Origin of the sequence: Sinimarinibacterium arenosum, assembly GCF_005047655.1 — a bacterium.
Classification (GTDB): Bacteria; Pseudomonadota; Gammaproteobacteria; order Nevskiales; family Nevskiaceae; genus Solimonas.
The window spans coordinates 161388-177129 of record NZ_SUKF01000006.1; the positions used below are offsets into that span (position 1 = coordinate 161388).

Below are 15742 nucleotides of genomic sequence, written 5' to 3' on the forward strand. Positions count from 1 at the left end.
GCATCGGTGTTGATGCCGTCGATGCTGACGTCGTTGCTGGTCTGCTCGGAGTTCAGTGCCACATCGCTACGGCTGCCGAAACCAAACGGGTTGGGGGCGGTGATCGCATCCAGGGTGGTGACGACAAAATCCGCGCTGCGCGCTTCGCCGCCCTGACCCACCGTCAGGGTCGCCGTCACCGCCGCTGCGAAGCTCTCCGACGAGGTCACCCGAACCGTCACGCTGTCGCCGTCGTTTACCGTGCCCGCGGCGCTGGTGTAGGCCCCGCCGTTCACGCTGTACTCGCCACCGACAATGCCGATCGGCACCGCAATCTCGATCCCACTCACGCTGATGCCGTTGCTGACAATCACTGTGTTGCGCGATACGTCGTTCGCCGGCGTAAAGCTGAACGCGTCCGCCTGTGTGTCGGCGGATCGCGTGGTCACGTCAAAGTCCGCTGCCACGCCAGCAATGTCCAGCGTCGTCGTCGTCGTCGTGGCGAAATCCGGCGAAGCGGTGTTCTCGACACGCACGCTGCTGCCGGCATTCACTGTCCCGACTGACGCCGTGAACGCGCCGCCATCGATACTGTAACGACCGCCGGTGACGCTGACGCTGGCCGGCGAATTGATGCCGGCAACCGTGATTGCGTCAGAAATCTGAAGCGTTGACGGATCGGCGCCAGTCACCGCGGTGAAGCTGAACGGATCGGGGCTCGTATCCTCGGCCAGCGTAGTGACATCAAAGTCGGCGGTAACGCCGCCGATGTCGACCGTTGCCGTCGTCGTCGTGCCGAAGTCCGGCGAAGAACGCACCTGCAGCCGCACGCTCTGTCCGGCGCTGACCGTGGCACCGATCATGGCCGTACAGGGATTGCCATCGATGCAGAACGCCGCATCGGTATCGCCACTGACACTGATCGCCGTCGGTGCCTCGATCCCGGTCACGGTGATCGCATCCGAAGTCACCAGCGCATCCAGCGCCGCGTCCGTCACCGGCGTGAAACTGAACAACACCGGCGTGGTGTTCGCGTCACGCGTGGTCACTGTGAAGTCGGCGCTGACCCCGCCCACCGTCAGCGTTGCCTGCGCAGCGGAGGAGAAGCTGCCGGATGCGGTGAGCTGCACCCGTACCAGCTGGCCGGCATTGACCGTGCCCGCCGCGACGGTGAACGCTCCGCCATCAATGCTGTAGGCGCCACCGACGACGCTGATCGACACGGCAGTGTTGACTCCACTGATCGTCACCGCGTGACTGGCCTGCAGACTGTTCGGCTCGGCACCGGTTACCGGCGTGAAGCTGAAAGCATCCGGATCCGTGTCAGCCGTCAGTGTGGTCACACTGAAGTCCGCTGCAACCGCATCGCCGCCGTCACCCACCGTCAGAGTGGCAGTCGTCGTGGACGCCAGCGCGGTATCTGAATGCACGCGCACGACGACGCTCTGCCCTGCCAGGATCGTGCCGGTTACGGCGGTGAACGCGCCGCCATTGATGCTGTACTGGCCGCCGACGATGCTGATCGGCACCGCGACTTCGATCCCGCTGATCGCCACCGGGTTGCTGTCGATGTCACTGTCCAGTGCCACATCGGTCTGTGGCGTGAAACTGAACGCATCGGGCATGCGCACGGGAACGCGCGTGGTGACATTGAACTGCGCAGAAACACCGCCCACCGACACGGTCGCCTGCACGGTAGTGTCGAAGCCCGGGCTGGCGTTGGTTCGTGCACGCAGCTGCTGACCGCTGGTGATCGTGCCCGGTGCGCTGGTGAACGGTCCCCCGTCGATGCTGTAGCTGCCGCCGGTGACCGTCACCGCGGCCGCCGAGTTGATGCCGGTGATCGTCACCGGATCGCTGGTCTGCTCGGTCGACGGGTTCACGCCGGTGACGCCGTTGAAGCTGAAACCGTCCGGTGTGGTGTCTTCGGCCAGCGTCGTCACCGTGTAGGTGCCGGTCACGCTGCCCACGGTCAGTGTCACGCTCACGGCGGTGCTGAAGTCGCCGCTGGCGGTGGTGCGCACCGCGACCGTCTGATCCGGATTGATCAGCCCGTCGACGGCCGTGAACGGTCCATCGTCGATGCTGTACTCACCGCCAACGATGCTCACCGGACTGCCGGTGTTGATGCCAGTGATCGCCACCGCGGCACTGGTCTGCACCGAGTTCAGCGGTACGTCGCTGACGCTGCCGAAGCTGAACGCGTTCGGGTCGGTCACTGCGGCCAGCGTGGTGACGGTGAAGTCCGCCGTCACGCCGCCGATGTCCAGCGTCGCCGTCGCCGGCGTCGAGAACGTGCCGGCCGCGGTGACGCGCACGCGCACCGAAGCGTCGGCTGCGATCGTGCTCGCCGCGCTGGTCCAGCTGCCGCCGTCGATGCTGTACTCGCCGCCGCTGACGCTAATCGGCGCGTCGGTGTTGAGGCCGGTGATGGTGACCTCGTTGCTGGTCTGCACCGAGTTCAGCGGAATGTCGTCGATGCTGCCAAAGCCAAACGCATCCGGCGTGGTATCCGCCGCCAGCGTGGTGACGACGAAGCTGCCTTCGACACCGCCGACGTTCAGTGTCACGGTGGCGCCGGTCGAGAACTGGCTTGACGCGGTCACCCGCACGCGCACCTGTCCGCCCGGCGCGATCGTGCCGTCCGCGCTCGTGAACGCACCGCCGTCAATGCTGTACTCGCCGCCCGTCACGCTCACTGGCGCATCGGTGTTGATGCCGTCGATGCTGACGTCGTTGCTGGTCTGCTCGGAGTTCAGTGCCACATCGCTACGGCTGCCGAAACCAAACGGGTTGGGGGCGGTGATCGCATCCAGGGTGGTGACGACAAAGTCCGCGCTCTGCGCGTCGCCGCCCTGACCCACCGTCAGGGTCGCCGTCACCGCCGTCGCGAAGCTCGCCGACGAGGTGACCCGAACCGTCACGCTGTCGCCATCGTTCACCGTGCCCGCAGCGCTGGTGTACGCCCCGCCGTTCACGCTGTACTCGCCGCCGACAATGCCGATCGGCACCGCAATCTCTATCCCGCTCACACTGATGCCGTTGCTGACAATCACCGTGTTGCGCGATACGTCGTTCGCGGGCGTGAAGCTGAACGCGTCCGCCTGTGTGCCGGCCGATCGCGTGGTCACGTGATAGCTCACCGAAACCGAACCCACCGTCAGCGTCGCGGAGACCTGCGTGGCAAAGTCCGGCGAGGCGTTGCGGCGGATGCGCACGGCATCATCGGGCTGCACGGTGCCGGCGACCGCAGTGAATGCACCGCCGTTGATGCTGTACTCGCCGTCCGTCACGCTGATCGCGGTCGGCACGTTGATGCCGGTGATCGTGATCGAAGCGCTGGTGTAACTCTGGTTCGGCTCGGCATCGGTCACTGGCGGTGGGTCCACGATCGTCGCATCCGTCGCGGTGCCGGTGCCACTCAGATCGGAGGTGGGGTTTCCGCCGTTGCTGATCACGCTGACCGTGCCACTGCGCGCACCCGTGGCATTGGGCACGAAGCGGACGAAAAAGCTGCAGGTGCCACCCAGTGACATCGGCGCCCCGCAGCCATTGCCGAGAATCTCGAATTCGCTGCTGTCGCTGAGAATCGAGGTAATCGTCAGCGTTGCATCGCCGGTGTTTTCGAGCGTGAACAGCTGGTTGGTGCTGCTGTTGCCCACCGGGATGTTGCCGAAGTCCAGGCTTGCGGGGGCCAGGCTGGCAATCGCACCGATGCCGGCGCCAAGCAGGTCCGCCGTCAGCGGAGGGGCTGCGGCGTTGCTGCCGCCGGTGTCACTGGCATTGATCGTGGTCGCAGCGGTGAATACGCGCACCGCCGTCGGCGTAAAGCGCCAGGCGTAGGTGCAACTTGCATTCACTGCCAGCGTCGCGCCGCAGGTGCGCGAGGGATCGAGCGTAAACGTGGTGGGGTCGTTGCCGCCCGCCGTTGTGCTCAGGTTCAATGGCACGTTACCGCTGTTGCGAATCTCAACACTCTGCGGAGTGGACTGCATATTCACCGGCTGGTTTCCGAACGGCACGCTGGCAGATCCACCGGCATCCGGAACAAAACTCAGCTGCGGATTACGCGCCTCACCGGCGCCGGAGAGAGCAATATCGATGGCGCCGCTGTTGATGCTCAGCGTGGCCGTGCGGCTGCCGGTGGCGCTGGGAGTGAAGCGTAGGTACACGCGGCAGCTCGCGCCGCCGCCGTTGAGCGCGGTGCCGCAGCGGTCGGCGGGCGTGTTGTCCACGGCAAAATCGCCCGCGCCGGTCGGAATGCTCAATGCCAGCTGATTGCCGCTGCTGTTGGTCAGCGTCACAAATTGCGTGGCGCTGGTCTCGCCGACTGCCCGGCTGGCAAAACTCAGCGCGGTGGGGTTCGCCGTGATCGGCACCGGCAGATCGTAGTGGATGGTGCCGGTGGCACTGGTGGAGCTGAGGCTGGCGGCATATTGCGTGTTCAGCACCACCGAAAGAATCTCCAAATTTGCGCCTGCCGCGGCCAGATCGGGTTTGCCATCGCGGTTGAAATCGGCTGCGGCCAGCGATTGAAACACGCCGGTGCCAGCCATCGCGACCGTGAATGGGGCAGAAAAACTGTTGGCGTCGAGCGCGGCGCTGCCGGTCGGCGTGGTGTTGCGCAGTATCGAAAACGTGCCGTTGTTGGCCGCATTGACCACCGCCAGATCGGGCTTGCCGTCGCCATCGAGGTCGGCGGCTACCACGCCGAAGGCGCCCGGGTTGGCCGTAAAGGCCTGCTGCGCAGCGAAACTGTTGCCGTTGAGCGTGCTGTCGCCAGGGGTCAGGGCGTTGAGCAGCACCGAAACGCTGCCATCGTTGGAGTTGGTGACAATCAGATCGGGCTTGCCGTCGCCGTTGACATCGGCGGTCGTCACGTCCCTTGGATCTACGCCGACAGCATACGCTTGTTGCGCACTAAAGCTGCTGGCATTCAGCGTCGCCGCGCCAGTAGGGACGGCGTTGAGCAACACCGATACGGTGTGGTCACCTATGTTCAACACGATCAGGTCAGGCTTGCCGTCACCGTTGGCATCGCCCAGCGCGACTTTCGTGGGAGCGGTGCCGGTGGCATAGGTCTGCTGCGCGGTAAAGCTGGGCGTGGTGCTGGCGGCATCCCCCGGCGGCGTGGCATTCAGTAGCACCGAAACCGTATTGCTGGATAGGTTCGGCACCACCAGATCGGGCCGCCCGTCACCGTTGAGGTCGGCGGCGGCGGGAGCCCTTGGCGTGACGCCGACGGCAAAACTTTGCGCCGTGCCGGTGCTGATCGTGCCCGACCCCGACGCCGTGGTATTGAGCTGCACGGCAACCTGATTGGCCAGGGAATTGGCCCCAATGAAGTCGGCCACGCCGTCGCCATTGATGTCCGCCGCAGTATTAGAATTAGAGTCGTATGAGGGGATGCCCAACGTCTGCGGGGCAGCAAAGCTGGGTGTGCTGGCACCCACGGCGGTGGTGTTCAGATTCACTCCGCTGGAGCCGAAGCCCGCGGTCAACAGGTCGGGCTTGCCGTCGCGGTTGAAATCTGCGGCGGTGGTGCCTCTGGATCGGACTGTGGAAAAAAAATCGGTGACGGCACTGAAGGCCAGCGTGGCCGTTGGCGCGAGCGTGATGTTGGCCAGCACGTCCACCGCCGGGCCGCCGACGCTGGTGCTATTCACCGCCGCCAGATCGGGCTTGCCGTCGGTGTTGAAGTCGGTGAGCGTGAGCGGGCCAGGGAAGCTAAAGCTAAGGTCCGCACCCGCCAGTTGCACGAAGCGGGTGCTGCTGGCGCCGGGGGCGGTGATGTTCTGAAATACGATGAGACCCTTATTGCCATTACTGGGGCCATCGCGGTCGCTCACCGCCAGATCGGGCAGGCCATCGCCGTTGTAATCCGCCACCACCAGCGTATCCGGGCTTTTCATGACGGGGCCACCCGCCGAATGCGCGGTAAAGCTGAAGCTGTTGCCGCCAATGGCGGTGGTGTTGAGCAGCACCTGCGGCAGGTCGCTGCCGCGATCCGACAGCACCAGATCGAGCTTGCCGTCGTGGTTGAAGTCGCCGGTGGCGATGCCGTCGGCGTTGTGGTTGCCGCTGCCGAAGCTGATGTTTTGAGCCGCACCCAGCAGCGTGGCGCCACCCTGGTTGAACAGCACCTGCGCGGCGGTGGTGCTCAACAGCTCGCCATTGCCGACAGCAAGATCAAGCTTGCCGTCGTTGTTGAAATCGCCCGCCGTCAGGACCGGCGCTACGATACTGATGCCATACAACTCCGCCGCGCCAAAGCTGACGGCGCCGCCCGCCGAGGTGGTGTTGCGGAACACGCGCACCTGCTGGTCGTTGGGGTTGACCATGACCGCATCGGGGCGGCCATCGTTATCCATGTCGGTGAGCAGCGGCGCGAGAATCGTGGCGCCACTGCTGGTGCCAATGGGCAGGCTGGCGGCCACCGCGGAAAAGCTGGCAGTCGGCGAGCCGGTCGCGGTGGTGTTGCGCAGCAGCACCAGTTGGCTGTTGCTGGTGTCGGTGACCAGCAGATCGGGCTTGCCGTCGTTGTCGGCATCGCCCACGGCAAACTTGCCGAAATCAATGGTGGAAATCTGCTGCGGCGCGGCATACGTGGGCGTAGCGGCACCCGGAGCGCTGGTGTTGAGCATCGCAATCACATTGAAAGCGCTGTTGTTGCTGACCAGATCGGGCTTGCCGTCGCCGTTGATGTCCAGCGACACCACGCTGGCGGATCCCTGCGTGCCGCTGACGGCGGGGTTGACGCTGAAGGCCGGAGCCGCCGCAGTGCCGACGGCACCATCCAGATTCAGTGCAAACGTCTTGTCCGGCAGCGTGCCGCTGCCGCTCTTGCCGGCGACCGTAACCGGGATGTTGCCGCTATTGGCCCCCGCCGCGAGCTTGAACACACCACTGCTGGTGGTGTAGTCGGTGCCCGCCGCCGCTGTGCCATCGGCGGTGGCAAAGCTGATGTAACGGTCGTAAGTGCTGTCGCCGGTGACGCTGACGGGGAAGTTGAGCGTCTGCGGGTTGGTGTCGGTGATGGTGACTTCGCCGTCGGCGACCGTGATCGAACTGCTGTCACCGATTGCGGCGAGCGAAACGAACAGCCCGAGCAGGGCCGCCAGCAGGCGCGAACGCGCATGGCGCCGGGCCTTGTGCACGGAGAGCCCCGAAGAAACCATCGCCACCCACACCGCACGTACCGAACCGATCAAGCCCATCTGCGACACTCCCCCGTGGTGAACCGCTGATCCTCGCGGACCTTTTCCTCAGCGTCGGACTGTCGCAAGCCGTGCCCGGCAAGTCCTCACGGCTTGCTGTTCTTTTTCTATCGGTTTTCTATCGGCGCACCTGCAACCACGGCCAATGAATTGATATTGCGGGAAAACGTCCAGTAAGCTGCGTCACCGCGGTGGCACTACGGCTGGAGGACAGAAATCCGCCGAGGCACGCGATCGGGGCGCTGGGTAGCGTGTACCGCCGTGTGCGACGGCTTGCGCGCGAGCCAGCAATTGATCCAGCGAGGCTGCCGCGTTCGGGGAGGCGCTGTCTTTGACGATGTCCGATGCACACCATCATCACGCTGCCGATGCGGCCGCGAACGAAATCGCCGCCGACGCCACGAAGCCAGCCGGGCGCTTGCGTTGGCAGTTCGGGGCGGCGGTGCTGGACGAGACATCGATGGAGCTGCGCGTCGACGGCTCTGCCGTGAGCCTGGAGCCGAAACCGCTGGAACTGCTGATGTTCCTGCTGCGACGGGTCGGCGAGGTGGTGACGCGCGAGGAAATCCTCGAGGGCCTGTGGCCCACGCGGGTGGTCTCCGACAGTGTGGTCACCAACTGCGTGGCGAAACTGCGCACGGCGCTGGCCGATCACGATCAGACCCTCGTGCGCACAGTGCCGCGCTTCGGCTATCGCCTGGTGGCGGACGTCAAAAGGCTGGTGCCGTCGAACTCGCTGGTCCCGGTGAACACCTTGAAGCTCAAGGTAGGTGCGGCGGTGCCGGGCCGCGCCGACTGGCGCCTGGATCGACAGCTCTCATCCGGCGCGCATGGGGAGGTCTGGCTCGCGGTGCGAGACGCGGCGTCCGAGCAGCGCGTGATCAAGTTCGCGCGCGATGTGGACGGACTTTCTGCGCTCAAACGCGAAATCACGCTGGGCCGGGTACTGATGCAGTCGCTCGGCGATCACGATCAGTTCGTGCGGATTCTCGACTGGAACGTCGAAGAGCCGCCGTACTTCCTGGAAACCGCGTACTCGGCACTCGGCAACCTGGAGGACTGGTGCAACGCGCAGGGCGGCGTTGCCGCCGTGCCCCTGGAGGCGCGGATCGAAATCGCCGCGCAGTGCGCCGCGGCGCTGGCCGCCGCGCATTCGGTCGGTGTGCTGCACAAGGACGTCAAACCGTCCAATGTCATCATGGTGGCGAACGACGCAGCGGCGCAGCCAAACGCCTGCCTGTGCGATTTCGCAGCCGGCCGTGCACTGGACCCGGAGCGATTCAAACACCTCGGGATCACGCAGCTCGGTTTCACCCATACCGCATTCGAACCAGGGCTCAGTGGCACGCCACTGTATCTGGCCCCCGAAGTGATGGCGGGACAGCCGGCGACGGTCGCGGCGGACATCTATGCACTCGGCGTTCTGCTGTTCCAGCTGGTGGTCGGCGATTTCCGGCGCGTGCCGGCGCCGGGCTGGGAGCAGCAGGTGGCCGATCCGCTGCTGCGCGAGGACATCGCGCTGGCCGCTGCCGGAGACCCGCTGACGCGATTGGCGGATGCGAAGCAGCTCGCCGTGCGACTGCGCAGGCTGGATGCGCGACGTGTCGACTGGACGCGCGAGCAGCAGCGTGCTGCCGAGGCAGAACGCACGCAGATTGCGCTCGAGCGCGCCCAGGCCCGACGCAGTCTGCTGCTTGGCCTTGCGGCGACGTTTGCCCTGGGCGCCGTACTCAGCGCCGCGCTGTATCTGCGAGCGGAGAGCGCACGCCGGGACGCGGCGACCCAGGCCGCAGCCGCGCGGGCGACGGCGGATTTTCTGATCGATGACCTGCTGACTTCGGCCGATCCGCGGGCGTCCGGCACACCGAACCTGCGCGTCCGCGATCTGCTGGATGTGGGCGCCGAGCGGCTGGCCAAACGCTTCAGCGAACAACCGCTGACGCGTGCGCGGCTGCAGAAAGTGATCGGTTCCGCTTACGGCACGCTGGGCGCGATGAACAAGGCGGAGGCGCAACTGCTGCAATCCGAGCAGACGTTCGCGCAGTTGCTCGGCCCGGCCGCACGCGAAACGCAGGACGTGCGCGTTGCGCTGCGCGAGGCGTACCGGATTCCGATGCGCTTCGACAAGATGGGCGAAGTCTCCCGCCGTATCCGCGACGCTGAGGTTGCTGCAGGCCGTCCGAACCCGGACATGTGGTACGAAGGTGAATGGGGCCTGCATTTTGCCGACTGCATTGCCCAGGCCGGCGCGATGTGGCTGACGGACTGCAGCGGCCGCATCGTCGAGCTGGTGCAGCAGGCGCGCACCGAACTCGGCCCTGACGATCCCACCATCGCACGCATGCTCTGGGTCGCGAGCGTGCTGAAAGACATCAGCGGCAACGCTGGCGATGCCGAGCCCCTGGCCGCAGAAGCGGTGGAGCGGATGCGCCGTATCTACGAGCCGGATAATCCTCGGCTGGCGGAAGCTCGATTGCAGTGGGCACAGTCTCTGGCCCAGTCCGGACAGGCCGAGCGCGGCATTGCGCTGTTCCAGAGCGTTGTCGACAGTCTCATGGGAACCGTCGGCGCGGACCATCCGTTCTTCGTTACCGCTCGCGTCTACCTGGGCCGCGCGCTGACCTTCCTCGGGCGCTACGACGAAGCCATTCCCCTGCTGGACGGCAGCTATCGCTGGCGGGTGAGCTTTTACGGGCCCACCTCGCTGCCGACCGTGCAGGGTCTGGTGCCGCTGATCGAGGCCCTGTCCGCCAACGGGCGCAGCCAGGAAGCCCTGGTTCTGCTGCGCACGGCGACAGCCCGGATCGACGCCGCCGGACGCAGTGACGACATCGAAGCGCTGCGTATCCGTGTGATGCTGGCCGACACGCTGCGCGCCACCGGCAAAGACGCCGAAGCCGGCACCCTGCTCGCCGCCAATCTCGAAGACGCGCGCCGGCGCTTCACCCAGGGCCAGTGGTATCTCGGCTATATCGCCGCCCGCGACGGGCAGTGGCGCTACGACCACGGCGAGCGCGAGGCAGGTTTGAAGCTGATGCGGGAGGGTGCGACGATCATCGCTGCTGCCCTCGGCCCGGACGATGTCCGGACACGCGCGGAACAGAATCTGCTGAAGCGGCTCGATCCCCCTGAAAAGCCTGCGGCTGTCGCTCCGCGTACGCGCTGATGCCGGAAACTGGGCCAACAAAATAGCCGCCCGGAGGCGGCTAAATCGTTATTCCTACTGGCTCCGCGAGTTGGACTCGAACCAACGACCCGCTGATTAACAGTCAGCTGCTCTACCGACTGAGCTATCGCGGAAGCGTAGGAGGACGCGAATTGTAGTGATCTGATCCCGTCGGTGCAACGCCTAATCGCAATTGATTATGAGAGGACATCGAATCGGCGTCAGATCGCCGTGATTTAGCCCGCCACCAAAGCCGCAATTCGCTCGACGCTACCCTTGAGGACCTTGTCACTGGTCGCGAACGACAGCCGCAGATGTCCCGGCGCACCGAACGCGGAACCCGGCACAACGGCGACCAGCGCCTTGTCCAGCAGCAGATCGGACAGTTCGAGGTCGGTCTTGCAGCCGAGTTTCTGCATCAGGCCTTCGACGTTCGGAAACACGTAAAAGGTGCCGTCGCCCTTCAGGCAGCTGACGCCGGGGATGCGGTTCAGATCGTCGACCAGCGCGTCGTGACGCGCCTTGAACGCCTTGACCATCTCGGTGACGCAGGTCTGATCGCCGTTCAGTGCTTCTTCGGCGGCGTACTGCGCGATCGAAGTCGGGTTGGACGTCGACTGCGACTGGATATCGCCCATCGCACGGATGATGTCGGCAGGACCGCAGGCCCAGCCGAGGCGCCAGCCGGTCATCGAATAGGTCTTGGACACCGCATGAATGATCACGGTGCGGTCATACAGCGCCGGGCAGGCGTTGATGATGTTGCTATAGGGCTCGTCGATCCACAGAATCTTCTCGTACATGTCGTCCGAGGCAATGACGATCTGCGGATGCTTCAGCAGCACCTCACCCAACGCGGCCAGCTCCGCCTCGGTGTAGGCCATGCCGGAGGGGTTGGACGGCGAGTTCAGCCACAGCAGCTTGGTCCGCGGCGTGATCGCAGCTTCGAGCTGGGCCGGCGTGATCTTGAAGCGCTGTTCGGCGGTAGTCTCGATGAACACCGGCGTGCCGTCGGCCAGCAGCACCATGTCCGGGTAGCTGACCCAGTACGGCGCCGGGATGATGGCTTCGTCGCCTTCGTTCAACAGCGCCTGGCACAGGTTGTAGCAGGCCTGCTTGCCGCCAACCGAGGCGATCACCTGCTTGGGCGTGTAGTCCAGGCCGTTGTCGCGCTTCATCTTGGCGATGATCGCCTGCTTCAGGCTCGGGGTGCCGGCGGCTGGCGTGTACTTGGTCTTGCCCTCACGGATCGCCTTGTACGCGGCTTCCTTGATGTGCTCCGGCGTGTCGAAATCGGGCTCTCCGGCTCCGAGCGACAGGACATCCTTGCCCTGAGCCTTGAGTTCGGCCGCCTTGGCGGTCACGGCGAGGGTGGGAGATGGCTTGATGCGGCCAACGCGCTTGGCAAGTGTGAAGTCCACGATAGGTCCCGGCAGGTAAACACAAACGGGGCGGCATGATACTGGAGTTCCGTGCACCCGCCCACCAGTTCGACACCCGCGTTGCAGCGCCCAACACTTCGCCGCCCGCTCCGGCGCCACGACGCTGGCCCGGCGCCGGCGCTATGCTTAGCCGCTATGTCAGACGCACCCCTCGAATCTTCCAAGTCCCAGCGCCTGCGGCGCCGCGACGACAGCCCGTTCAAGATGGTGGCCGAATGGGCGCCCGCCGGGGACCAGCCCACTGCAATCCAAAGCCTGACCCAGGGTTTGCAGGACGGCTTGACGCATCAGACGCTGCTCGGCGTCACCGGATCCGGCAAGACCTACACGATCGCCAACGTGATCCAGCAGCTGCAGCGGCCGGCGCTGATCATGGCGCACAACAAGACCCTGGCGGCGCAGCTTTATGGAGAGTTCCGCGAGTTCTTTCCGAACAACGCGGTCGAATATTTCGTCTCCTACTACGACTACTACCAGCCGGAAGCCTACGTCCCCAGCACCGACACCTTCATCGAGAAAGACAGCTCGATCAACGAGCACATCGAGCAGATGCGGTTGTCGGCAACCAAGGCGCTGATGACCCGGCGCGACGCGATCATCGTCGCCTCGGTGTCGGCGATCTACGGCCTCGGCGATCCTGAAAGCTATTTCTCGATGGTGCTGCACCTGGTCAAGGGCGGACGCATCGAGCAACGCGAGTTGATCCGCCAACTCACCGCGATGCAGTACACCCGCAACGAGGTCGCGATCGAACGCGGGACCTACCGTGTGCGCGGTGAAGTGATCGACATCCATCCGGCCGAATCCGATCAGGATGCGGTGCGTGTGGAGCTGTTCGATGACGAGATCGAGGCACTGAGCCTGTTCGATCCGCTGACCGGCGAAGTCAAGCAAAAGGTGCCACGCGCCACGGTCTTCCCGAAGACGCACTACGTGACGCCGCGCGACAAATTGCTCAGCGTGATCGGCGACATTCGCGAGGAGATGCGCGAGCGCGTGCGTTACTTCAAGTCCGAGAACAAGCTGCTTGAAGCGCAGCGGCTGGAACAACGCACGACGTTCGACCTGGAGATGATCCAGGAAATCGGCTTCTGCTCCGGCATCGAGAACTACTCGCGCTATCTATCCGGCCGTGCACCAGGCGAGCCCCCTCCCTGCCTGCTCGACTATCTGCCGCCGGATGCGATCGTTGTGCTGGACGAGTCCCATGTCACCGTGCCGCAGATCGGCGCCATGTACAAAGGCGATCGCAGCCGAAAGGAGACGCTGGTGCAATACGGCTTTCGCCTACCGTCGGCGATGGACAACCGGCCGCTGCGTTTCGACGAGTTCGAACGCATCTGTCCGCAGACCATCTTCGTGTCGGCAACCCCCGGTCCCTACGAAATCGAGCACTCGCGCGGCAGCGTGGTGGAACAGGTGGTGCGCCCCACCGGGCTGGTCGATCCCGAAATCGAGATTCGCCCCGCGTCGACCCAGGTCGACGACCTGCTGGGCGAAATCCGCATCCGTGCCGAGCTTCACGAGCGCGTGCTGGTCACGGTTCTGACCAAGCGCATGGCCGAGGATCTGACCGACTACCTGAACGAGAACGGCGTCAAGGTGCGCTACATGCACTCCGACGTCGATACCGTCGAACGCGCGGAGATCATTCGCGATCTGCGCCTGGGTCTGTTTGACGTGCTGGTCGGCATCAACCTGCTGCGTGAAGGCCTCGACATCCCGGAAGTGTCGCTGGTCGCGATCCTTGACGCCGACAAGGAAGGCTTCCTGCGCTCGGATCGTTCGCTGATCCAGACCATCGGCCGCGCCGCACGCAATCTCAACGGTCGCGCGATCCTGTTCGCGGACAAGATCACCGATTCGATGCGGCGCGCAATCGACGAAACCACGCGCAGGCGCGACAAGCAGATCGCGTTCAACACCGAACATGGCATCACCCCCAAGGGCGTGCAGAAGAAGGTCGCCGACGTCATGCGCTTCGGTTACGAGAATGTCAGCGGTGCAGCGCTGAAAGCCGCTGAAGTCAAAGCACGCTACGAAGCGGTTTCACCCGAGGTCATGGCAAAGAAGATCGCCAAGCTCGAAAAGGAAATGAAGCAGCTGGCGATGAATCTGGAATTCGAGGCCGCGGCAGCCAAACGCGACGAGATCCGCAAGCTGCGCGAACAGGCCTTGCTCAGCGCCGTCTGAGCACGTCACGGCATCGCTGCGGCGTGCGCCGGCGTCGTTCAACTTTGGTCGTCTTTGCCGATGCAGCACCCGGTCGCTATCATCGCGCGCCCCCGCCGCAACCGAGACTCCAGAAATGCGCGCCCTGCTGTTGACCCTGACCTGCCTGTTCACCCCGCTGACCGCCTTCGCGGCTGAGGGATCGTCACAGCTCGACCTCGCACATTCCTGGGTCGGATACCTCACCCTGGTGCTGTTCGTGCTCGCGTATGTCATGGTGGTGCTCGAAGAGTGGAGCGGCATGCGCAAGTCGATTCCGGTCATGGTCGCTGCGCTTGCGATCTGGGTGCTGATCGGCGCGATGTACGCGCAACATGGCGATCAGCACTTCGTTGCTCACACCATCCGGGAAAGCCTGCTCGAATACGCCGAGGTGTTCCTGTTCCTGCTGGTGGCCATGACGTATATCAACTCGCTCGAAGAGCGTGGTGTATTCGACGCCCTGCGCGCGTGGCTGCTGTCGCGCGGATTTTCCCTGCGAACCATTTTCTGGCTGACGGGGGTGCTGGCGTTCTTCATCTCGCCGGTCGCCGACAACATGACCACAGCACTGGTCATGGCTTCGGTGGCACTGGCTGTCGGCAAGGACCATCCGCGCTTTGTCGTGGTGTCGTGCATCAGCATCGTCGTTGCCGCCAACGCCGGCGGTGCCTGGAGTCCATTCGGCGACATCACCACACTGATGGTCTGGCAGAAGGGCAAGCTCGACGCGGCCGAATTCCTCGTGCTGCTGCTGCCGTCCATGATCAACTGGCTGGTGCCGGCCGCGATCTTGTCGTTTGCTGTTCCCAATCTCTGCCCGGAAGCAGGCGATGAGACCATCACCATCCGCAAAGGCGGCTTTGTCATCATCCTGATGTTCATCGGCACCATCGCGATGACCGTGACCCTGCACAGCACGCTGCATGTGCCTCCGGTGCTCGGCATGATGGGCGGTCTCGGCCTGCTCAAGCTGTACAGCTGGTTCCTGAATCGCTCCACCGCGCAAATGGACCGACGCATGGAAAGCGAGATGATGGCGCGCGGCGGCATTGAGGCGCAGACCGGCAGCCACCATCAGGAGCTGAACGTCTTCAATCAGGTCGCCCGCGCCGAATGGGACACGCTGCTGTTCTTCTACGGCATCATGATGTGCGTCGGCGGCCTCGGCACCATCGGGTATCTCGCCCTCGGCTCCGAGTTCATGTATGGCGATCTCGGCCCCTGGCCCGCCAATATCCTGGTCGGCGTGATCTCCGCCATCATCGACAACATCCCGGTGATGTACGCCGTGCTGACAATGAATCCTGCCATGAGCGACGGCCACTGGCTGCTGGTCACGCTGACCGCCGGTGTCGGCGGCTCGCTGCTGTCGATCGGCTCAGCCGCGGGTGTCGCGGTCATGGGCCAGGCCCACGGCAAATACACCTTTTTCGCGCATCTGCGCTGGAGCTGGGCGGTCGCGCTGGGCTACGCCGCCAGCATCGCATTCCACTATTGGGTCAACGGCGACAGCTTCAAACTCGTGCATGCAGCAACCGGCGCATGAAAACGCTTGCACCCGCCGCGACCAGCGGGCATACTTCGCGCCCTTCGGTAGGACCCTAGGCGCGTAGCTCAGCTGGTTAGAGCACTACCTTGACATGGTAGGGGTCGTTGGTTCGAGTCCAATCGCGCCTACCAAGAATCCGTCCAAAGCAGTACATGGACGTACAGAAAACCGCGCT

General features: G+C 64.5%; 5 protein-coding genes and 2 tRNA genes. 4 read left to right on the forward strand and 3 right to left on the reverse strand.

What is annotated here, in order from left to right; genetic code table 11:
* Nucleotides 1-7196: FG-GAP-like repeat-containing protein (locus E4T66_RS13545; RefSeq protein WP_136849589.1), on the reverse strand; the 7196-nt coding region annotated here is incomplete at its 3' end.
* A 337-nt stretch (nt 7197-7533) separates the two neighbouring features.
* Here E4T66_RS13545 and E4T66_RS13550 point away from each other — a divergent pair.
* Complete coding sequence (locus tag E4T66_RS13550; RefSeq protein WP_136849590.1) at nt 7534-10362, forward strand: protein kinase domain-containing protein; 2829 nt, start codon at nt 7534-7536, stop codon at nt 10360-10362.
* Nucleotides 10363-10420: 58 nt separating this feature from the next.
* Here the strand turns inward: E4T66_RS13550 and E4T66_RS13555 are convergent.
* Nucleotides 10421-10496, reverse strand: a tRNA-Asn gene (locus E4T66_RS13555).
* Between the two features lie 102 nt (nt 10497-10598).
* Nucleotides 10599-11783 carry a pyridoxal phosphate-dependent aminotransferase gene (locus E4T66_RS13560; RefSeq protein ID WP_136849591.1) on the reverse strand — a complete coding sequence of 395 codons (1185 nt, stop codon included), beginning with the start codon at nt 11781-11783 and terminating at the stop codon, nt 10599-10601.
* 195 nt (nt 11784-11978) lie between these two features.
* Between E4T66_RS13560 and uvrB the strand changes: the two genes are divergently transcribed.
* The 3 genes from uvrB (at nt 11979) to E4T66_RS13575 (ending at nt 15698) form a co-directional block, all read left to right on the forward strand.
* Complete coding sequence (gene uvrB / locus E4T66_RS13565) at nt 11979-13997, forward strand: excinuclease ABC subunit UvrB (protein ID WP_441347702.1); 2019 nt, start codon at nt 11979-11981, stop codon at nt 13995-13997.
* Between the two features lie 115 nt (nt 13998-14112).
* On the forward strand, nt 14113-15564 hold the full coding sequence (nhaD, locus tag E4T66_RS13570; RefSeq protein WP_136849593.1) for a sodium:proton antiporter NhaD: 1452 nt from the start codon (nt 14113-14115) through the stop codon (nt 15562-15564).
* Nucleotides 15565-15621: 57 nt separating this feature from the next.
* Nucleotides 15622-15698 (forward strand) — tRNA-Val (locus E4T66_RS13575).
* Nucleotides 15699-15742 lie beyond the last annotated feature (44 nt).